21 protein-coding genes are annotated in these 19990 nt (G+C 62.2%); 9 read left to right on the plus strand and 12 right to left on the minus strand.

Features of this window, described 5'->3' with window-relative positions:
* Positions 1-11 precede the first annotated feature (11 nt).
* Together PspS35_RS18015 and PspS35_RS18020 are read left to right on the plus strand one after the other, a co-directional pair.
* Complete coding sequence (locus tag PspS35_RS18015) at positions 12-818, plus strand: gamma-carboxygeranoyl-CoA hydratase (RefSeq protein ID WP_159936152.1); 807 nt, start codon at positions 12-14, stop codon at positions 816-818.
* Positions 815-2740 (plus strand): acetyl/propionyl/methylcrotonyl-CoA carboxylase subunit alpha, encoded by a 1926-nt coding sequence (locus PspS35_RS18020; protein WP_159936153.1) that lies wholly within the window; start codon positions 815-817, stop codon positions 2738-2740. Before PspS35_RS18015 ends, PspS35_RS18020 begins: the two co-directional genes overlap by 4 nt.
* Here the strand turns inward: PspS35_RS18020 and PspS35_RS18025 are convergent.
* Positions 2737-3372, minus strand: coding sequence for a LexA family transcriptional regulator (locus tag PspS35_RS18025; protein ID WP_159936154.1), 636 nt, complete (start codon positions 3370-3372; stop codon positions 2737-2739). The genes PspS35_RS18020 and PspS35_RS18025 overlap by 4 nt on opposite strands.
* Positions 3373-3503: 131 nt before the next feature.
* On the opposite strand from PspS35_RS18025, the gene PspS35_RS18030 reads away from it, so the two are divergent.
* Together PspS35_RS18030 and PspS35_RS18035 are read left to right on the plus strand one after the other, a co-directional pair.
* The gene (locus tag PspS35_RS18030; protein ID WP_159936155.1) at positions 3504-3854 is read left to right on the plus strand and encodes a DUF3077 domain-containing protein; all 351 of its coding nucleotides are present in this window, start codon (positions 3504-3506) and stop codon (positions 3852-3854) included.
* A gap of 465 nt (positions 3855-4319) precedes the next feature.
* A complete protein-coding gene (locus PspS35_RS18035) occupies positions 4320-5471 on the plus strand; it encodes a M14-type cytosolic carboxypeptidase (RefSeq protein WP_159936156.1) in 1152 nt (383 codons plus the stop codon).
* Positions 5472-5550: 79 nt separating this feature from the next.
* Here PspS35_RS18035 and PspS35_RS18040 read toward each other — a convergent pair whose 3' ends face one another.
* Positions 5551-6090: a cytochrome b gene (locus PspS35_RS18040; protein ID WP_159936157.1), complete on the minus strand. Its 540-nt coding sequence runs from the start codon at positions 6088-6090 to the stop codon at positions 5551-5553.
* Positions 6087-7169 (minus strand): catalase family peroxidase, encoded by a 1083-nt coding sequence (locus tag PspS35_RS18045; RefSeq protein WP_159936158.1) that lies wholly within the window; start codon positions 7167-7169, stop codon positions 6087-6089. The genes PspS35_RS18040 and PspS35_RS18045 overlap by 4 nt, the downstream gene beginning before the upstream one ends.
* Positions 7170-7337: 168 nt before the next feature.
* Here PspS35_RS18045 and PspS35_RS18050 point away from each other — a divergent pair, with 168 nt between their 5' ends.
* On the plus strand, positions 7338-7844 hold the full coding sequence (locus tag PspS35_RS18050) for a sigma-70 family RNA polymerase sigma factor (RefSeq protein WP_159936159.1): 507 nt from the start codon (positions 7338-7340) through the stop codon (positions 7842-7844).
* Complete coding sequence (locus PspS35_RS18055) at positions 7841-8578, plus strand: anti-sigma factor (protein ID WP_159936160.1); 738 nt, start codon at positions 7841-7843, stop codon at positions 8576-8578. Before PspS35_RS18050 ends, PspS35_RS18055 begins: the two co-directional genes overlap by 4 nt.
* Here PspS35_RS18055 and PspS35_RS18060 read toward each other — a convergent pair.
* The 7 genes from PspS35_RS18060 to PspS35_RS18090 form a co-directional block, all read right to left on the minus strand.
* Complete coding sequence (locus PspS35_RS18060; protein WP_159936161.1) at positions 8575-9546, minus strand: spore coat U domain-containing protein; 972 nt, start codon at positions 9544-9546, stop codon at positions 8575-8577. The two genes, PspS35_RS18055 and PspS35_RS18060, sit on opposite strands and share 4 nt — an antisense overlap.
* The gene (locus PspS35_RS18065) at positions 9543-11888 is read right to left on the minus strand and encodes a fimbria/pilus outer membrane usher protein (RefSeq protein WP_159938068.1); all 2346 of its coding nucleotides are present in this window, start codon (positions 11886-11888) and stop codon (positions 9543-9545) included. Before PspS35_RS18065 ends, PspS35_RS18060 begins: the two co-directional genes overlap by 4 nt.
* A 71-nt stretch (positions 11889-11959) precedes the next feature.
* Positions 11960-12748 (minus strand): molecular chaperone, encoded by a 789-nt coding sequence (locus PspS35_RS18070; protein WP_159936162.1) that lies wholly within the window; start codon positions 12746-12748, stop codon positions 11960-11962.
* Positions 12749-12774: 26 nt separating this feature from the next.
* Positions 12775-13266, minus strand: a complete 492-nt coding sequence (locus tag PspS35_RS18075) for a spore coat U domain-containing protein (protein WP_159936163.1) — start codon at positions 13264-13266, stop codon at positions 12775-12777.
* Positions 13266-13808, minus strand: a complete 543-nt coding sequence (locus tag PspS35_RS18080) for a spore coat protein U domain-containing protein (RefSeq protein ID WP_159936164.1) — start codon at positions 13806-13808, stop codon at positions 13266-13268. Before PspS35_RS18080 ends, PspS35_RS18075 begins: the two co-directional genes overlap by 1 nt.
* Positions 13809-13826: 18 nt before the next feature.
* Positions 13827-14369 (minus strand): spore coat U domain-containing protein, encoded by a 543-nt coding sequence (locus tag PspS35_RS18085; protein ID WP_159936165.1) that lies wholly within the window; start codon positions 14367-14369, stop codon positions 13827-13829.
* On the minus strand, positions 14363-14854 hold the full coding sequence (locus PspS35_RS18090; protein ID WP_174244876.1) for a spore coat U domain-containing protein: 492 nt from the start codon (positions 14852-14854) through the stop codon (positions 14363-14365). The genes PspS35_RS18085 and PspS35_RS18090 overlap by 7 nt, the downstream gene beginning before the upstream one ends.
* Before the next feature lie 223 nt (positions 14855-15077).
* On the opposite strand from PspS35_RS18090, the gene zapE reads away from it, so the two are divergent.
* Together zapE and PspS35_RS18100 are read left to right on the plus strand one after the other, a co-directional pair.
* Positions 15078-16172: a cell division protein ZapE gene (gene zapE, locus PspS35_RS18095; RefSeq protein WP_159936167.1), complete on the plus strand. Its 1095-nt coding sequence runs from the start codon at positions 15078-15080 to the stop codon at positions 16170-16172.
* Between the two features lie 40 nt (positions 16173-16212).
* A complete protein-coding gene (locus PspS35_RS18100) occupies positions 16213-17514 on the plus strand; it encodes a protein kinase (RefSeq protein ID WP_159936168.1) in 1302 nt (433 codons plus the stop codon).
* A gap of 77 nt (positions 17515-17591) precedes the next feature.
* Here the strand turns inward: PspS35_RS18100 and PspS35_RS18105 are convergent, their stop codons facing one another.
* Both PspS35_RS18105 and PspS35_RS18110 read right to left on the minus strand, forming a co-directional pair.
* Entirely contained in the window at positions 17592-18299 is a 708-nt protein-coding gene (locus PspS35_RS18105; protein WP_032889871.1) for a YebC/PmpR family DNA-binding transcriptional regulator, read from the minus strand.
* Positions 18300-18408: 109 nt separating this feature from the next.
* A complete protein-coding gene (locus PspS35_RS18110; protein ID WP_159936169.1) occupies positions 18409-19734 on the minus strand; it encodes an MFS transporter in 1326 nt (441 codons plus the stop codon).
* Between PspS35_RS18110 and PspS35_RS18115 the strand changes: the two genes are divergently transcribed.
* Positions 19733-19870 carry a hypothetical protein gene (locus PspS35_RS18115; protein WP_159936170.1) on the plus strand — a complete coding sequence of 46 codons (138 nt, stop codon included), beginning with the start codon at positions 19733-19735 and terminating at the stop codon, positions 19868-19870. The two genes, PspS35_RS18110 and PspS35_RS18115, sit on opposite strands and share 2 nt — an antisense overlap.
* The last annotated feature ends 120 nt before the right edge of the window (positions 19871-19990 follow it).

The following is a 19990-nucleotide window of genomic DNA, read 5'->3' on the forward strand; positions in this document are numbered from 1 at the left end:
AGCTGTCCCCCATGAGCGATTTCAACACCCTCGAACTGATCACCGACAGCCGTGGCTTTGCCACCCTGTGGCTCAGTCGCGAAGCCAAGAACAACGCGTTCAATGCCCAAATGATCCGCGAACTGATCATTGCCCTGGATCACGTACAAGGCGACCCATCCCTGCGTTTTCTGGTGCTGCGCGGGCGCGGCAAGCATTTCAGCGCCGGTGCCGACCTGGCCTGGATGCAGCAGTCGGCAGAGCTGGATTACCACACCAACCTGGATGACGCTCGCGAACTGGCAGAGCTGATGTACAACCTGGCCAAACTCAAAATCCCGACCCTGGCAGTGGTCCAAGGTGCGGCCTACGGCGGCGCGCTGGGCTTGATCAGTTGCTGCGACATGGCGATAGGCGCCGATGATGCGCAGTTCTGCCTGTCGGAAGTGCGCATTGGCCTGGCACCGGCAGTGATCAGCCCCTTCGTGGTGCAGGCCATCGGCGAACGCGCGGCGCGGCGCTACGCCCTCACCGCCGAACGCTTTGGCGGCCAACGTGCGCGGGACATCGGCCTGCTGGCGGAAAGCTACCCGGCGGTCGAACTGGATACGCAAGTGGAACGCTGGAGCGCCAACCTATTGCAAAACAGCCCGGCAGCGATGCGCGCCAGTAAAGACCTGCTGCGCGAAGTGGGCAACGGCGCGCTCACGCCTGCCCTGCGTCGCTATTGCGAAAACGCCATCGCACGGATTCGCGTCAGCGCCGAGGGCCAGGAAGGGTTAAGAGCCTTCCTGCAAAAACGCGCACCCAGTTGGCAGCCACAGGAGCCACGTTCATGAGCACACTGACCACTGTGTTGGTGGCCAATCGCGGTGAGATTGCCTGCCGGGTGATGCGCACCGCCAAGGCCCTGGGTTTGACTACGGTCGCCGTGCACAGCGCCATCGACCGCGATGCGCGGCACAGTCGCGAGGCGGATATCTGTGTCGACCTGGGCGGCAGCAAAGCCACGGAAAGCTATCTGCAGATCGACAAAATCATTGCTGCTGCCCTGGCCAGTGGCGCCCAAGCCATTCATCCGGGCTACGGCTTCCTGTCGGAAAACGCCGGCTTTGCCCGGGCGATTGAAGCCGCGGGCCTGATCTTCCTCGGCCCACCCGCCTCGGCCATCGACGCCATGGGCAGTAAATCGGCGGCCAAGGCACTGATGGAAACCGCCGGTGTGCCACTGGTGCCGGGTTATCACGGCGACGCACAAGACTTGGATACGTTCCGGGCGGCCTGTGAGCGCATCGGCTACCCGGTGCTGCTCAAGGCTACGGCCGGGGGCGGCGGCAAGGGCATGAAGGTGGTCGAGCATGTTGACCAACTCGCCGAAGCGCTGGCGTCGGCCCAGCGTGAGGCGCTGTCGTCCTTTGGCAATGGGCAGATGCTGGTGGAGAAATACCTGCTCAAGCCACGCCACGTAGAGATTCAGGTATTTGCCGATCAGCATGGGCATTGCCTGTACCTCAACGAACGCGATTGCTCGATTCAACGTCGCCACCAAAAGGTCGTTGAGGAAGCGCCGGCACCCGGGTTCAGTGGTGAGCAGCGCAAGGCCATGGGCGAAGCCGCTGTACGTGCAGCCCAGGCCATTGGCTACGTGGGCGCAGGCACGGTGGAGTTTCTGTTGGACGCCCGTGGCGAGTTTTTCTTTATGGAGATGAACACGCGCCTGCAAGTGGAACACCCCGTGACCGAAGCCATTACCGGCCTGGACCTGGTGGCTTGGCAAATCCGGGTCGCCCAGGGCGAGGCACTGCCGATGACCCAAGAGCAGGTGCCACTAATCGGCCATGCAATCGAAGTGCGCTTGTATGCCGAAGACCCGGTCAACGATTTCCTACCTGTCACCGGCCACCTGACGCTGTACCGCGAATCCGCTGCTGGCCCGGGACGTCGGGTGGACAGCGGCATCGAGCAAGGGGACAGCGTCTCGCCCTTCTATGATCCAATGCTCGGCAAGCTGATTGCCTGGGGCGAGGACCGTGAACAGGCGCGGTTGCGACTGCTGAGCATGCTCGATGAATTTGCCATTGGTGGTTTGAAGACCAACCTGGGTTTCCTGCGGCACATCATCGGGCACCCTTCGTTTGCGGCGGCACAACTGGATACCGGATTTATTGCGCGTTACCAGGATGAACTGCTGCCCACGCCCGGTGAGTTGAGCGATGAGTTCTGGCAAGCGGCGGGGTCGGCCTTCGTACAGAGTTTGCCGCTGGGTGAAGGGCCGTGGGCGAGCACAGGTGGGTTTCGCGCAGGCTTGCCCACTGAGGTCTCGCTGCATCTGAGCTGCAATGGCCAGGATCGACTGGTGAGACTGGCTGGCGACACCGCGCAGTTGCACGGCGAACAGTTGCTGATCGACCGCCAGGGTGTGCGTCGTTCACATCTGGCGGTACGTCGTGAAGGGTCAGTGTTCTTGCGCTGGGACGGTGAGATGCATGGCGTGAGCCTATTTGACCCGATCGCAGCGGTGGAGGCCAACCAGTCTCACCAGGGCGGCCTCACGGCGCCGATGAACGGCAGCATCGTGCGGGTGCTGGTGGATGTGGGCCAGGCCGTGGAAGCTGGCACACAACTGGTGGTTTTGGAGGCAATGAAGATGGAGCACAGCATCCGCGCGCCCCAGGCCGGAGTGGTCAAGGCGCTGTTCTGCCAGGAAGGGGAAATGGTTGCCGAAGGTTGCGCGCTGGTGGAGCTTGAAACGGCGGACTAGAACTTCACCGTGGCCTGCACGACCACACCGAGGATGCGGCAATCGACACTGAACAACTGCTTCGGATAGGTGGGGTTGAGCGGCACCAGGTAACGCTGGCCGCTCTCTTCCAGTAGTTGGCGGAAAGTCGCGTGGGGCCGGTCAGCCCATTGAGCGACCACCAGCCTGCCGGGCTCGGCAGCGATGGCCGGGTCGACCAGAATCATCATGCCCGCCGCGATGCTCAGCCCACTGGGCGCGGTCATGGCGTCACCGGTCACCGGTAGCCAGAAGGCGTCGCCCCGCGCATGGTAATCCGTCAGTTCATAACGCAGCGCACCGTAGGCGGGGCGCTCTTCGCGGGTTTCACACAGGCTTTGCCAATCGATTATCGGGTAGCGGAAATACGGGTTGTATTGGGTCGCCAGGGTCGGTGCTTCGTCGGTCTTCTCGCGCACCTGCTGGACCACTTCCAGGTAGCCCAACCCCAGCGCCACCAGCACCCGGTTCATGTCCGCCTGGCTCGGCAGGCGGCGCTTGTTGAGCCAATGGCCGACGCCGCCCTGGGACATGCCCAAGCGTTCGGCCAACTCACCTTGTGTGACCTTACGGTCTTTCATGTTGGCTTTGACCAACGCGATCCAGTTATCCATGGTGCAGGACAATACGTCAGGTATTTTTCCAGGCAATAAACACTTTGTAGTAATCCATAAAACGACACAAATACACGGCGTACTATCATCAGGCATAAGGTTTTCGACACCCAATCAGAGTACCGCCCCTTATGACTACGAGCCCGCATCACCTGCCTGAAACACCTGAAAACGATGAGTTGCACGGCCGGCCCAACCGCTGCGCAGCACGACGTGCGTGGGACCTGCACTTGAAAGAGGATATGTCGGCGCGCACGCCCGACGAAACGTTCTTCGCCATTAAACCTGGCATCAGCCAGGAGGAAGCGCTGGTGCACGCCTCAGACCTGTTGCGCAGCGCAGCGGCCACGGCCTATGAATCGGCGAATAGCCAACAAGGCAATCAGCGGGACCTGGCGTTTTCTGTGGTGTTCTTGATTGATATGGCGAAGGCGATGGTCGAGCGTTCGTTACACACGGCGGGGGCTCAGGCGAGCACCTGAGGGGCGCGAAAGAAAAATATTTCTATCCAACGGATAAAAACATTTGACTTGCAAATGATAATGATTATTATTGGACCCAGCTGATCGCGAGATCAGTCGATAGGCCAAGAGACCTTAGGTCGGACTCTTGGAATATCTCCTCATCAGGCTAATCACGGTTTTTGACCCGGCTCTTTGGCCGGGTCTTTTTTTTGCCAGTTTTCCTGGCATGGCTTCAGGCTAATGAAGACTGTGTGTTGCTTGATGGCGCGCATGGTAGCAAAAGACCATCGTCAAAAGAAAGCCGGTCGAACGCTCTAGCGCCGATCTCTGCGAAATAGCGCTTGAGAATCAATCTCATAGATTCTAAGCTGCCGCGGCGTCATGGACGACGCCCCCTCCTCCCCGCAACAATTTTGCATCCAGTCTTTACCAGACTCCTGTGTAATATAACCGCCACAACACTCATATTCAGGCAACCAGACTATGACCGTGGCCTTGACCTCCATCAAGATCAGCACCGACTTCGACAGCGGCAATATCCAGGTGCTCGACGCCAGCGATGCCTATCAGTTATTGCTGGCAATCAAACCCGACACCCGCAGCCACCATTTCCAATGGTTCCATTTCAAGGCCGAAGGCATGCATGTGGGTCATACCCACAGCTTTCGCTTGAGCAACGCTGGAGGCTCTTCGTACAAGCATGCCTGGAGCGGCTACAACGCCGTGGCGTCTTATGACCACGTCAACTGGTTCAGAGTACCCACGCGGTTCGACGGTGAAATCCTGCACATCAGCCTCGAAACCCGCGAAAAACATGCCTGGTTTGCCTACTTCGAACCCTACCCCCGCGAACGTCATGACTGGTTGATTGACCAGGCACAGCGGTACGCCGCCACAAAGCTGCTGGCTACCGGTAAAAGTGTCGAAGGTCGCGACATCCAGTTGCTGCGCCGTGGCAAAGGCGCAGAAGGTCGACGCAATGTGTGGATCATCGCCCAACAGCACCCCGGCGAGCACATGGCCGAGTGGTTTATGGAAGGCATCATCGAGCGCCTGCAAAAGGACGGCGATGCCGAAATGAGAAGTCTCCTGGCTGTTGCCGACCTGTACCTGGTGCCGAACATGAACCCCGACGGCGCCTTCCACGGTCATCTGCGTACCAACGCCATGGGCCAGGACCTCAATCGCGCCTGGCAGAGCGCCAGCCAGGAGTTCAGCCCGGAAGTGTTGTTCGTACAGCAGCAGATGGAACAGTACGGTGTCGACCTGTTCCTCGACATCCACGGCGACGAAGAAATCCCCTACGTATTTACCGCCGCGTGCGAAGGCAACCCCGGCTATACGCCGCGCATTGAGGCGCTGGAAAATCACTTCCGCCGACATTTGAGCGCATTGACCCGAGACTTCCAGACCGCCCATGGCTACACCCGCGACCTGCCGGGTGAAGCCAATATGACCCTGGCCTGCAATGCCGTCGGCGAGAAGTACGACTGCTTGTCCCTGACCCTGGAAATGCCATTCAAGGACAACGACGACGCGCCCAACCCGAGAACCGGCTGGTCGGGTGAACGCTCCAAGCAACTGGGCAAGGACGTATTGAGCACCGTGGCCGATATCGTCAGCGTCCTGCGCTGACTGCCGGTTGAGGCAGATCGATACAGTGTGGTGAGCGAGCTTGCAGGCCACAACAAGCGCGCTCTTCACAAAAGCTCGATCAGTGCTTGGTGCCGGTCATGCTTTGCAACACACCATCGCGGCGAACCCACCCATGGAACAACGCCGCCGCCAGGTGCAACAGCACCGTCAAGAACAGCAGGTACGCCAAATACCCGTGGGCCTTGCGTAACAGCGCAAACAACGGCGCATTCGCCCCGACCAACGCCGGCAACTGCACCGAACTGCTGAGCATCACCGGATCGCCCGCCGCCGAAATCATCGCCCAGCCCAACAGTGGCAACACCAGCATCAAGGCGTACAGCAACACGTGGGATGCCTTGGCCGCCAGCACTTGCCACTGCGGCAAGTCAGCTGGCAACGGCGGTTGCCGCGTGGAGAACCGTACCGCCAAGCGCACGATCACCAGCGCCAGGATGGCGATCCCCAACGGCTTGTGCAGGTGGATCAACCACTCATGCCGCTCTGACACCGACGCCGCCAGCCCCGCACCGATAAACAGCATGGCGATGATCATCAGCGCCATCAGCCAATGCAGGAGGCGCGCAAACGGCGCGAAAAACCGAGGTTGGACGTTCATGGCTTCAACTCCTGAGGGGCACTGTGCAGCGGGCTGACTTCACCGGCGCGACGCAAGTAAGAGCTGGCATACGCCGCCGAACGTGCGGCCAGCAACGGGTCATTGGAAGCTTCGATGCCGCTGGGCAGAATCAGCGGATCGAAGTTGATATCGCGGCAATCTCCGTCGGCCTGGGGCTGGCTGCTTTGCAGCACCAAGGTGCCGGCGTTCAACACCTTGTGTTCGCCGGTCCAGGTCTTGCTGGCGTCGTCGAGCGGGTCACCGGGGTTGGCCAGGGTCATGTTCAACTGCCAACGCAAGGGTCCTGCTGCCAGGCGCTGCACCAGGTCTTTCTCCAGAAAATCCGCCCCAGGCGCTGCGGCATCGCCCGCCGCGTCCTGGCTCTGCGGCACCACGCCCCAGCGCACCGCCTGGCGCTTGCCATCGGCGCTCACCAGGTAAAACGCGTTGATGCCGTTATAGGTTTCGGTGGCATAGCTGGCCGATGGCTTGGCGGTCTTGACCCACGCCAGAAACGGCGCTGTCTCGGGATGGGCGGCAAAAAAAGCTGGCATATTCGCCGGGTTCGGCTTGCCGGTGGCCGGGTCGGGCGCACCGGCCTTGAGCATCTGGTAGAACGCCTCGGGCGTGCCCACTGGGAACACCGGCATGCTGTTCATGCCCGTGCGCCATTGCTGGCCGTTGGCCTGGTTGAACTGCACGGCAAAACTGCGGATCGGCACACTGCTGTCCGGCGCATAGGGGTTGCCGCTGGGCAAGGCAAGTCGACCCATCACTGGGGTCTTGGCCTCGCTGAACACCTGGGCGCTGGAATAGGCACGGGCGTCTGGGCTGCTCTCGAAATACCCGGCCACGCACACGCCCTTGGCATGGTTGCGCCGAAAGCCGGGATGCACGCCGTTGTTGGTTTCCAGGGCATTGACCAGGGTTTTCGGGCGCAGACGTTGTGGGTCGAGAGTGCCATTGACGTAGGCAAACGCCCCCGCAACAACCGCAACCACGGCCCCAATACCGGCAAGACGCGCGATCAGGCTCGCAGTGCTCAATGGGGGACGTGGCGGTGATGAGTGATCTACCATGAACAAACTCCTGGGCCAAAGGCCTTAGGGGGTAAACATAAGGTCGGAGCATTGAGACGAATGCCGACCCAGCCTATTCCCTGGCCGCGGATTTATTTTTCGCGGCTTGGAATAACCGCCAACGTCGGGCGTCTCTCTAGTCCCAGCGTAGTGACCAGCCAGATACCCATGCATGAACTCGACGAACCGTTACGTGAACTCATCCCCAGGTTGCGGCGTTTTGCCGTGTCCCTGACCCGTAACGCCAGCAGCGCTGACGATCTGGTACAGGCGACCCTGGAACGGGCGATCTCCCGCTGGGCCGACAAACGTGTCGAGGGCGATCTGCGTGCGTGGCTGTTCTCGATCCTCTACCGCCAGTTCCTCGACGCCCACCGCCGCACCCGGCGCTATGCACGCATGCTGGAGTTTTTTACCGGCCGCGATGACGCGCAGCCGTCGGTGGAGCGCACGGTGATCGCCCAATCGACCCTGCAAGCCTTCGATCAACTCAACACCGAGCAGCGTGCGTTGCTGTTATGGGTGTCGGTCGAGGGCCTGAGCTACAAGGAGGTCGCAGAAATACTCGATGTGCCGCTAGGCACCGTGATGTCACGCTTGTCCCGGGCGCGCCAAGCCTTGCGCCAACTGAGCGATGGCGAAATAACCAGCCCTTCCCTGCGGATACTCAAATGATCAGCCTGCCCCCCAGCGAACGCGACCTGCATGCCTACGTCGATCACCAACTCCTGGAGAATGATCGCCGTGTCCTCGACACGTGGCTCGCCGCCCACCCCGACGTCGCGGCCCAGGTGCAGGCCTGGCAACAAGACGCTCAGTTACTGCGTGCGTCATTGAGCGGCGCCCTGCAACAGCCGGCCAACCCAGCCCTGGACCCAGCGCTGATACGCCAGCGCATCAAGCACCAATCACGCCGCCACCTCGCCACGGCCGCGGTGCTACTGATCGCCGTGAGCCTTGGAGGGCTCGGCGGCTGGCATGCCCGTGAAGCCACCCAGGCCCCCATGCTGCCGATGGCCGACGCGATGCAAGCGTTCCGCCTGTTTGCCCAGGAGGGCATCATGCCCGCCGACTACAGCGCCCAGGACCGCGGCACGATGCAGGCGTGGCTCGACCGCTACTTCAACCAGGCCCACCGCCTGCCGGACTTGAGCCCATCGGGCTTCAAACCGGTGAGCGGGCGCCTGCTCACCACCGAGCAAGGCGCCGCCGCGATGGTGCTGTATGAAGACCCGCAAGGTCGGCGCATCAGCTTCTACATCCGCCCACCCGGCCCGGACAATGGCTTCCTGCCCCGAGGCAACCGCACGGCGGATGGGCTGCAGGCGCAATACTGGTCCGGCGATGGCTACAACTATGCGGTGGTCAGCCCGACGGATCAGGCGCCCCCGCCGCTGCTGAGTTTCTAGAAACCGACATCCAGTACCACGTTGTCCAGATAGGTGCCCGCTGGTGGCGTGGTCTGGTCGGTGTAGATCTTTGCGTTGTAGTTGAACACTTGACTGCCGATGCCCAGGCCATTGCCGGGGTTGACCTCGGCCGTGGAACTGGCGCGCCGTGCTGCACCGACACTGCCCCAGCGCGTGGTACCGGCGCTTTTGAAAATGTCGTAGGCCAGGTAATTGCCACCCGAGAGCATGCGCCGCCGCCCGCCCACACCCACCGGATTCTGGCCATCGCTCAGGCCCACGGTGTAGGCACTGCCCTTGGTGCAGGCAATGTTGATGGTTTGCCCGGTCACGGCGGCAAACCCGCTGATCACCGGGGCACTGCCAAAGCTGATGTTGGGCGCAGTGATCTGGCAGTCGTTGGTGACGGTCATGCTGACCGTCAAGGTCGCGACAGCATTGCCGACGTCACGCCCCAGGCAGATGCCGCCAATGCCGATCCCCGAGCAATAGTTCCAGTTCCAGGCGATGTTCAACGTCTCGGTATACAGGCCTGCGGCCACATTGCTGCCGGTGATACTGCTCAGGTACAGCGGCACGGTTTTCGAGCCTGGCCCCCCGATCAGTCCTATCGCCTGGGCGATGCCACCGGCCCCACCAAAATCGAATTGCGTGCCTCGGGTAATCGGGAAACTGCTGCTGTTGTTGCCATAGATCGTATAACCGATGACATCACCGGTTGGCCCGACCATACCGCTCTGGGCCGAGGTGATCGTGGCGTAGAAGTGATCAGAAGACACCAGCAGTGAAATCAGCGCCGACGTGCAGCTCAACCCGGCGTTGGCGGTGGAGCTGGTCTGCGCGGCGGTACGCACCGTCATCGAACTGATCGAGCCGAAGCTGGCCGGAGCGGTCGTGACCACCGAACACGCCGCCATAGCCTGCCCCGAAAACAGCAGCGCCAACAACAGCCATCCCCGGCGCGTCATTGGCACACCAACGGCCCGATCAGCGGCACGCCTTGTTGTTGCTCATCGATATCGAATGTCGCCTGGCAGGTACGCCCTTCTCCTACCGTCACCTGCAAGGTGTTATGGGCCGAGAGGTTCTCCAGGTACACCAAACCATCCCACCCCACGACGGCCTGCTGGCCGCTTTGCTCATGCACCACCAGGCTGCCCAGGGGCAGTTCCTGATGCCCGTTGTCCACCAAGGTGACGCTGGCCGCGAGCACCCGGCGCAGCGGGAACTCCAGCAAATAACCCGCACCCCGGCGTACCGAGACCCGTTGTTCCACGTTGGGGCTCTGCACATTGAGCGGTAGGTTCAGTGGGTCGATTTCATACTTGCCCCGGTAGTACGCGCTGCTCCACGGCACCAGCAAATGCCCGTTGCGGTCGGTCTCACCCACCAGTTGGTTCTCGTAACGCACCGGGATCCCGGCAAAGCCCTGGGTGCTGACCACCACAAACGCATCATTGATGCGGTTGGCGGCAAAGGTGTCGCCGCCCATCCACACCAGAGAGCCGCTGGCATCCGCCCAGCGTGTCTCGGCATCGCTGCTGCCGTACACGCCGGCCTGCAGTTGCACCGACTGCAGACGCCAAGTCAGGTCAGCCTGCCGATAGCTGGGGGCATCGCCCTGGGCATACCCCAGGTTGTAGCCGAACCCACCTTGGCTGGGCACCGCGCTGCTGTAATTGACCCGTTGACGCGAAGTGCCGTCCTTGCCGCGCTCGGTGCTCAGCGCGAGGCTGCCGTTGAGGTCGAAGGGGATCACCAGTTGCGCCTGCATGGCCCAGTTGCTATCGCCGATCTCGCGGTTGGCCGACAGGTAGAAACTGGTGTTGCGCCACAGCGGCTTGCTCCAGCTCAAGTTGAGCAGACGCGTGCGCGAGTCGTCCGCCGCCTGCACGTCGAAATAGCCCAGGCCCACACTGCCGAAGCGCTCCAGGTTAAGGCTCAGGGTCACTTGCTCACTGCGCTTGCTGAGGCTGGCGTAAGGCGTGTCGACCAACGTCAGGTCAGCGTAGTCGTCACGCCGCTCGACCCGTTGGTAGGACAGGCTGTAATGCGTGCTGTTGTACTGATAACCCAGGCTCAGTTGCTGGCCGTTGCGGCCTTCGAACTGGCTCTGGCTGAGTGCGGTGTTGAGCACACCAAAATTGCCCAGTCGCAGGTTGCCGCCCAGGCCGCCGAGGGTCAGGTCACTGGACGCTTCGGCGTGGCTCTCTAAGGTGAGGTTGTCGGAATAACCGTAACGCAACGTCGCGCTGGTCACCCCTGGACCGTAGGAAAAATCGCGCACGGTGTAGTCGCGGCGCAACGTCCCGACCGCCACCGAAAAATCCGTCAGGCCTTGTTGCAGCAACGTGCTGGTGACGTAGAACGGCACCGTGGTGGACACCTGGCGGCCAAGGGCATCGGTGGTCACCACCACGGCTTCACCCGCACCATTGATAAACGGGATATTGGTCAGGGTATAGGGGCCCGGCTGCAGCAACGCGCTTTCGGATTTGTAGCCGTTGATGAACAAATCCACCGATGACGGCACCGCCGCCTCGCCGGCAAATTGCGGCAAGGGGTAAGTGACCAGGTCGGGGCGCACCGCAAAGTCGCGTGAGAACTGCACCCCGCCCAAGCGCACCGAACTGCTCCAGGGCAGCGAACCGCTGATCACGTCACCTGCTTCGTAGGTGAGCATCCGTTCATCATCAGAGAAGCGCCAAGTGGTGTCGTAGCGACGGTAACCATTGTTGAGGGTACTGTCGTTGATACCGCCTGCCAGGGTCTGGCGGACCTGCCCGGTGTTGGACAAGGTGCCCCAGTTGTCGAACAGCCGCACTTCGTTCCAGGCCGCGAGGTAGCTGCCGCCCTCGTCGGTGTCGTTGAAATACAGGTCGTAGTTGAGCAAGGCGCCAAAGCTGCTCATGGCCTGGGTGCGCGGATAGGTGTTGCGGTTGCCGATGAACTGTTCCTGCAACCACGCCGGCGGCACGTCGATCAGCAGGCGCTGGCCGCTGCTGTCGTAATCGCTGTGCAGGCCGGGGATTCTGTCCAGCGCAACGCTGCCGCTGAGTTCGCCGGGCAGCTTCATGCCCACGTCCTGCAGCGCGCCAACCGGCACATACAATTGCCCGGCACGCTGATCGACCGCGATGACGCGGCCGGTGCCCATCTGGTTGACCACCAGCTCCAGAAACAGCTGTGCATCGGCGACAGCCTCCATACTGCTCGGCGGCGGTGGCAGGTCACCGGCCAACGCCGCACCCCACAAACCGCTTACCGCCACCGACAGCCATAGATGACGAGCCCAACCACGACTCACCATGGCGTTGTGTCCTTCAATGGACATCTCCATCCGCTTAAAACCCGGAGCTTCCCCGCCCCGCTACACTACCTTCAACGCTTCGGCGCCAGGCTCTCCACCTGCGCAGCGCCGTTGACGCGCACCTGCAACGGCTGATCGGCCGACACAGCATCCGGCACCGGCCAACGCATGGTCGCACCGGGCAGCACGTAACCCAGCAAACCCTCCACCAGCGGCCGGGTCTGCCCGCCCTGCTTGAACGAGGCGTCGGTCAGCCGCGCATGCACCGCGCCTTGGTTGCGCACCTCGATGTAGTTGCGCCCGGCCACCGTGACCTTGTGCCAACTCAGGTCCGGCTTGCCCGCGCCTTGCGGGTCACGCTGACGCGTCGCGTCCTCCTTGCTCCACAGCCCGGCGCCGTAGGCAAACAGCGGCACCGAGTAGCGCATCTGGAAGCGAATGGCCGCTGCGGTGTTCTTGCCTTCCGGCGGCGTGGGCACCTGCAACGGCGAGGGGATTTCATCAATGATGATGCGATACGCCAACTCCTGGCCCGGCGGCACTTCACGGGTACGGGTCAGGCGCACCAGTTGCTTTTGCCCCGGCTCGATCCTGGCCACCGGTGGGCTGCCGATCACATCGCGCTGGTTCTGGTACTGCTCGTCGAAGCCACCCTGGCTCCAGGCAAATACGCGAATCTGCAGGCTCGCGGTTTCCGTCCCGCGGTTTTCCAGCCACAGGGCGCTGGCCTGTTGATCCGCCTCCAGCACCGGGTCGATCGGCCAGATCAGCACCGAACTGGCGGCGTGCACCCACCCCGCCGTGCACAACGCCCCCAAGGCAATACCCGCGGCCCACAGCCGCTGGGATGGTGAACGCATAAAACCACTCCTTATACCGATAAGCCCTACCACGTCAGCTGCACCTGCAGCGTGTCGCTGTACGTCCCCCCAGGCTGATTGCCCGGTAATACCACCCGCCCATAGATCGGCAGGCGGATGTTGTTTGCATCGCTGTACGTCACGCTTACGCTCTGGCTGACCCCCAGGCTCTGGCTAAACGCCGCATCGCGAAACAGCTGGTAAGCCACTCGCGCACTGCCGCTGTTGAGCTGCAGATTGCGCCCGCTGCTGTTATGCAGCCCGCCGTCGACACTCATGCTCAGCGCCACCCCCGGCGTGCATTGCAGGGTCACACCGCCGGTCAATGCCGCCGTCACCGTGCTGGTGGCCAGCGCCGAATAACTGCCGTAGTTCAGTGCACCGTAGTTGGCACTGCCACCAACGATCAGGCAGCCCGGCGTAATCGTCGCGCTTACCTGGAAGCTCTGGCTGGTCACTGCCGCCAACGGCAGCGGCACCGCCAGCCCACAGGCCAGCAACGCGCGGAGCCAGTTCATTAGAACGTCAGTTCAACCGCCACCGTGTCGGAGTACGTGCCCGCCGGCAGCCCGGCCTTGCCCACCGCCCGACCATAGAGGTTCACGGTTTGCGCCACGCCGGTGCTGGTGGCGAGGGTGATCACCCCGTCAATCGCCAGCAGCGCCGAGTGGCCGCTGTCGGTGTAGAAATCGTACGGCACGAAGTTACCCGCACCGTCGGCCAGCGCCCGGGTGCCACCGGGAGACGCACCGTCATGTGCCCCGGCACGCACCTTCACCGCTGGCGTGGTGCCGCTGGAACATAGGATCGACAGCGCGCCGCCGGTGCCGGTGCCGGCCTGCAATTGGGCGTCGGCATTGGTAAACAGGCTGTTGGTGGTGCCGAAGTTCAGGCTACCGAAGTTCAGGCCGGTGGCCGCTCCAGAGCCGTTGACCTGGCAACTGGCAATCAGTGTCAGGCTGGAGGTGATCTGGCCGGTCACCGTGGTGGCCGCGTTCAGGCTGGAGGCCATCGCCAGGCCCAGTGCACAAACGCCGAGTCGAGATACAAGTGCATGCATGATCGTCATCCTTTTGATTTACCAATCCAGTGTCACCGTCAATGTATCGGTGTAGGTACCTGCCGGGAGGGCTGTGGTATTGGCCACCACGGCGCCCCACACCGGGATGGTCATTTGCGTGCCATTAGTGGCTACAAAACTGCGTTGCTGGCCGATGGTGTAGGGGACGCGCCCCAACGGGTCGGCCATCAATTGATAAGGGATCGTCTGGCGGCCATTGCTCAGGCGCCGGGTGGTGCCGACGGCGTTGGTGCCGCCGTCGATGGTCACCGTGAAACTGGCGACCGTCGGGTTGCATGACACCGTGAGCGGTGCGTTATCGCCGCTCGAAATGCCTGCGCCCAAAGGATTGCTCCACGTAGGCCCCTGGCTGCCAAAGTCCAGCATGGCTGTGCCGCCCGTCGGACTGACCGGTGCGGTGTCGTTGCCCTTGCTCACTTCGCAACTGGCAGTGATCACCATGCGGGCCTGGATGAACCCGCTGGCCACCGCGGCACGGGCGTCTTCGGCCAATAGCAACAGGCCACCCATAGCCACCAGGGTCCAGCCACGGCTCACCATGTGACCGTGACCTTGAGCAAGTCGGTGTAACGGCCGACGGCGGGGATGTCCTTGAGCGGTTCGATACGACCATACAGCGGCAGGTCGACGGAGCCTGAGTCGGGCACCCGGCCACTGAGCGGCACATTCACCGGCAACGGAATGCGCCGCGCAGCATCGGCATAAATACGGTAAGGAATGGGTTTGTTGGAGGGCGTACCAGTGCTGAGGTAACGCACCTCGCCAGTACCGCCGTTCAGCCCGCCATCGACGCGCATCTGGTACGGGGTATCGGGGTTGCATTCCAGGCGCGGCTGGCGCTGGCTGATCAAGGCCGCACTCAAGGGCCCGGCCGGGTCATCCAGACGCGGGCCGCTGCCAAAATCCAAGACGCCAAGTTGTTCGATGCCAGCGCTGCGGGTGGTGCCCACCAACTGGCAGCCCCGCTGCACATCGATACATACCACAACTTGCAGTTGCGCCGCGTAAACCGTGCTGCAGAGCATCGCGCCCATGACTGTCAATACTGCTCGTCCCTTCACTGCCCCAAATCCTTGTACAGGAGTGAATGCTGTGTAGAAGGTTAGTCACTGAGGGAGAATCTGCCAGTCTGGACAGGATTACCTGTGCTCAATGCCTTTTCGAGATCGCTGGCCGCGCCCTTCTGTATTGGTCAAATTGCGGCGAGCGCCCTACAGTAAGCGACCTCGACAGACAGAGTGACTCCCATTGGCCGTGCTTCCTTTGATCCGTCGCTTGCTCGGTAAACACACCGACGGCCACGACGACTCGCCCATCCTGACGTTCTTTGAGCACAAGGCCCGCCAACAGGGCTACACCCTCAGCCCCGGTCAGACCCAGGCAATCGCCGCCTTGGCGCGCGCGACCCAGCACCTGCTTGCCGGCCAGCCCACCCGCAGCCTGTACCTGCATGGTCCAGTGGGTCGCGGCAAAAGCTGGCTGCTGGACGGTTTTTTCCAGGCGCTGCCCATTGCCGCGAAGCAGCGCGTGCACTTCCATGAATTTTTCGCCCGGTTGCACCGAGGCATGTTCACGCACCAGGCGGCAGACGATGCCTTGGCCGTGACCCTGGATGAGCTGCTCGCCGGCTGCCGCGTGCTGTGTTTCGACGAGTTCCATGTGCACGATATCGGCGATGCCATGCTGATTACCCGGTTGTTCAAGGCCTTGTTCCAGCGCGGCGTACTGGTACTGGTCACGTCCAATTATGCGCCCGAAGGGCTGCTGCCCAACCCGCTGTACCACGAGCGGTTCAAACCGGTGATCGACTTGATCGCCACGCGCATGCAGGTGCTGGAAGTCAGCTCGCCCGAGGATTTTCGCCGCCTGCCCCAGGCCCATGCCGCGCAGCGCTTTACCTCCGGGCAGTACGTGTGGCCGGGCACACCGGCCCAGCGGGCAGCGCTCGGCCTGCCGGTCACCGATAGCCCGGCGCAGCACCTGAAGGTGGGCAACCGGCAATTGATCTGCCGCCAGCACCACGCTCGCAGCATCGCGTTCGCCTTCAGCGACCTCTGCGAACAGCTGACAGCCGTGATGGACTACCTGCTGCTGTGCGAGGATTTCGACCACTGGATCATCGACGGCCTGCCCCACCTGGCGGAGTGCCCGATCGCTGTGCAGCAGCGCTTTATCAACCTGGTGGACGTGCTTTATGACAAGGACAAGCACCTGATCCTGATCGGTGACCAACCGCTGGCGCAGGCCATGAGCGGCCAGGCCATCGACCTGGCGCGCACCGCCAGCCGCCTGAACCAATTGCAACAGGCCAGCCCGCAACCCGTGCCCGACCCGGTATCATGAGCCCCCTTTACGCCGCCTTTGCCGAGTGACCGCGCCGTTCATGAATACCCTCGCCCAACTCAAGGCCGGCCAATTGGCCGGTACCACACGCCTGGACCTGTCCTGCGGGCTTACCGAGTTTCCCCGGGAAATCTTCGAACTGGCCGACTCGCTGGAAATCCTCAACCTCAGCACTAACGCACTGAGCCAATTGCCCGAGGACCTGCACCGCCTGGTGCACCTGCGCGTGCTGTTCTGCTCGGACAACGCCTTTACCGAACTGCCGGCTTGCGTGGGCCAGTGCGCACAGTTGAGCATGATCGGCTTCAAGGCCAACCAGATCAGCCACGTCCCCGCCGCCGCCCTGCCGCCACTGTTGCGCTGGCTGATCCTCACCGACAACCGTATCAGCCAGTTGCCGGATGCGTTGGGCGAGCGCCCGTTGTTGCAAAAGCTGATGCTGGCCGGGAACCAACTGGCGGCCCTGCCGGAAAGCCTGGCCAACTGTCATAACCTCGAATTGCTTCGCATCGCGTCCAACCGTTTCACGCACCTGCCACAATGGCTGCTGGCCCTGCCGAGCCTCACCTGGCTGGCCTATGCCGGCAACCCGGTGGAAATGGCCGTGGACGTGGCGGCAGACGACGCAACGCCGGATATCCCGTGGGCGGAACTGGACGTGGCCCAAGTGCTGGGCGAAGGCGCCTCGGGGGTGATCCGCAAAGCCCTGTGGAAACCGCAGGCCAAGCCCGTTGCGGTCAAACTCTATAAAGGCACCATCACCAGCGACGGCTCACCGCTGCACGAAATGCAGGCCTGCATCGCCGCCGGCCTGCACCCCAACCTGATCAAGGTTGAGGGCCGCGTGGTCGGCCACCCCAATGACCAGGCCGCACTGGTGATGGACCTGATCGACCCCAGCTACCGCAACCTCGCCGCCCTGCCGAGCCTGGCCTCGTGCACCCGCGACGTCTACGCGCCCACTGTCCGCTTCAGCCCCGATGTGGCCTTGCGCATGGCCCGGAGCATCGCCTCGGTGGCCGCGCATTTACACCGGCATGGCATCACCCACGGCGACCTGTACGGCCACAATATCCTGTGCAATGAAGCCGGGGATTGCCTGCTCGGGGATTTTGGCGCGGCGTCGTTCCATGCCAAGGCCGATACCTTGGAGACACGGGCGCTACAGCGTATTGAAGTGCGGGCGTTCGGGGTGTTGCTAGGGGAGTTGTTGGCGCGGGTTGAGGGTGAGGTACGCGATGAACTGCTAGAACTGCAGAAAACGTGTTGCCAACCGGATGTAATGGCGCGACCGAGCTTCGAAGAAATCGAAGCGTTGCTGACATCCAACCAGCACCACTAAACATTGTGGGAGGGGGCTTGCTCCCGATGGCTATCGAGAGCAAGCCCCCTCCTACAATGGTCCAGCGATAAATCCAATCAGCCCGCCAGGCCCACGAACATATCCTGCACGTCATCATGGTTGTCCAGGCCTTCCAGGAACGCCTCGACTTCAGCCATCTGCTCATCGGTCAAACCGCTGACCGGGTTTTTCGAGATATAGCCCAGCTTGGCCGACAGCACCGTGAAACCCTGCTCCGGCAACGCTTTCTGTACCGCGTCCAGGTCGGTGGTTTCGGTGATGAACAGGGTGGCGCCCTCTTCTTCGCCATCTTCAAAGTCCTGCGCACCGGCTTCAATCGCGGCCATTTCCGGATCGGCGTCCGGGGTATCCGGCGACGCCTCGATCAGGCCGACATGGTTAAAGTCCCAAGCGACCGAACCCGAAGCGCCCAGTTGGCCCTTGCGGAACGCCACGCGGATTTCCGCCACGGTGCGGTTGATGTTGTCGGTCACGCACTCGACGATCAGCGGCACTTGGTGCGGGGCAAAGCCTTCGTAGGTCACGCGGTGGTATTGCACGGTTTCACCGAGCAGACCGGCGCCCTTCTTGATCGCGCGCTCCAGGGTTTCCTTGGGCATCGAGGCTTTTTTGGCCTGTTCCACCACCAGGCGCAGGTGCGCGTTAGTCGCGGTGTCGGCGCCGTTGCGGGCGGCGATGGTGATTTCTTTCACCAGCTTGCCGAAGATCTTGCCCTTGGCATTGGATGCCGCTTCTTTATGTTTGACTTTCCACTGTGCGCCCATGACTCACTCTCTGATATCCATAGCGCCGAGACGTCTACTGGCCGGCGCTTTGGGGGCAGAGTTTATAGCGCGAGAACGCATCGTTCCACCAAAAAACCGGCCATGCCCTTCATGTTCGCAAGGGTTTGATCGCCACGTTGCGGTCCGGTACAAAATCCCCGACCTGGGCCAGCACCGCAGGCCTGGCGTTCCAGTAGGGCATCAGTACCAGTGCGGAAAACAGTGCGGCGCCGGCAAATACGATAAACACCGTCACGGTATCGAAGTAGCCCGGCAGCAATCCGCCGAGGATCGCGCCCACCGAACCGCAGCCGTTGACGAAGCCTGCTGCAGTGGCGCCAGCCTTGGCAGTGCCGAAGTCGATGGCCGCCGTGCTGCTGATCATCGAGTCCGGCCCGTACAACGTCAGGCCCATGACAAACAGCAGCGCCATCACCAACGCCACACTGCCGGTGTGCAGCGCCCCCATGAACAACGCCAGGGCCACGGTCAGCGCCAGCAGGCTGAGCACGCAAGCCGGCATGCGTCGGGCGCCGAACAGTTTGTCGGACGCCAGGCCGATCAGCACCGGCCCCAGCAAACCGGCCAACTCGAACGCGGTGGGAACGATGGCCGCCCCCACTTTGCCCACCGACGGCATCTGCTCATACACGATCACCGGGCCCCACAGCAGGATTGCGTAGCGCGCCGGTTTCAGCAGGAAGTACGCCAGCCCCAGGGTCAGCACCGTGCGATTACGCAAAATCGCCCGCAGTGGCTCCAGCACACTGATGCGCTTTTCGGCGGCGGCCTCTTCGGCGCTCAGTACCGGCTCGGGTTCAACCGGCGGCAAGCCCACATCCTGCGGCGTGTTGCGCTGGAATAGAAAGAACAGCACCGCGACCACCGCGACCACCGCCGCGCTGGAAATAAACGCCGCATGCCAACTGCCGATCAGGGTGTAGGCCCACCATCCGGCAAAGGGCGACGCCACCAAACCACCGAACGCGTAACACGAACTCCACAACCCCAGCACCCGTCCGCGCTGCTGCGCCGCAAAGAAACTGCCCAGGTTCTTGCACAGCCCCGACCAACCGGTGGACTGCGCCAGCCCCTGGATCAACATGCAGGTCACAAAAATCGGCAACGTGGCGAAAGAGCCCATCACCAGCGCCGCTGCGGCGGAAATCAGCAAGCCGCCCAGCACCACCACCCGTGGCCCGAAGCGGTCAGCCAGCATGCCCCAGGTGAACTGCCCGACGGCATAGGCCGCCAGGTAAATGCCATCCAGGTTGGCCATCATCATTTTGTCGAGAGGGAAACTCGGGTCGTCGACGATCCCCAGCTTTGCCACGGAAAACGCTTTGCGAGTGAAATAGAACGCGGCGTACGCCAGCCAGGTGATGGCGAAAATCTGCACGCGCCAACGCTTGATGCTACCCATAGGGATATTCATGGTGGTTCTGACCTCAGGGGTGAGTGTGCTGGCAGAATCGAAGGAAAACGCCTGTTTTTTTATTGTTGAGCACTGCAATAGCGGCCTGAAACGGCGCGGTATTGGTCAGATGGGTGCTGTTGGCCAGCGTCCATGACCGCCGAAGTTGTAGGACTCAACCTACGGCGGCTGAGGCGTATCAAAGCAATGGCTGACTAATAGGTAAAATCGATTTATCGTATTTCAAATATAAGCTCAGCTTGTAAGAGGACCTGCC

This window comes from Pseudomonas sp. S35 (assembly GCF_009866765.1).
Classification (GTDB): domain Bacteria; phylum Pseudomonadota; class Gammaproteobacteria; order Pseudomonadales; family Pseudomonadaceae; genus Aquipseudomonas.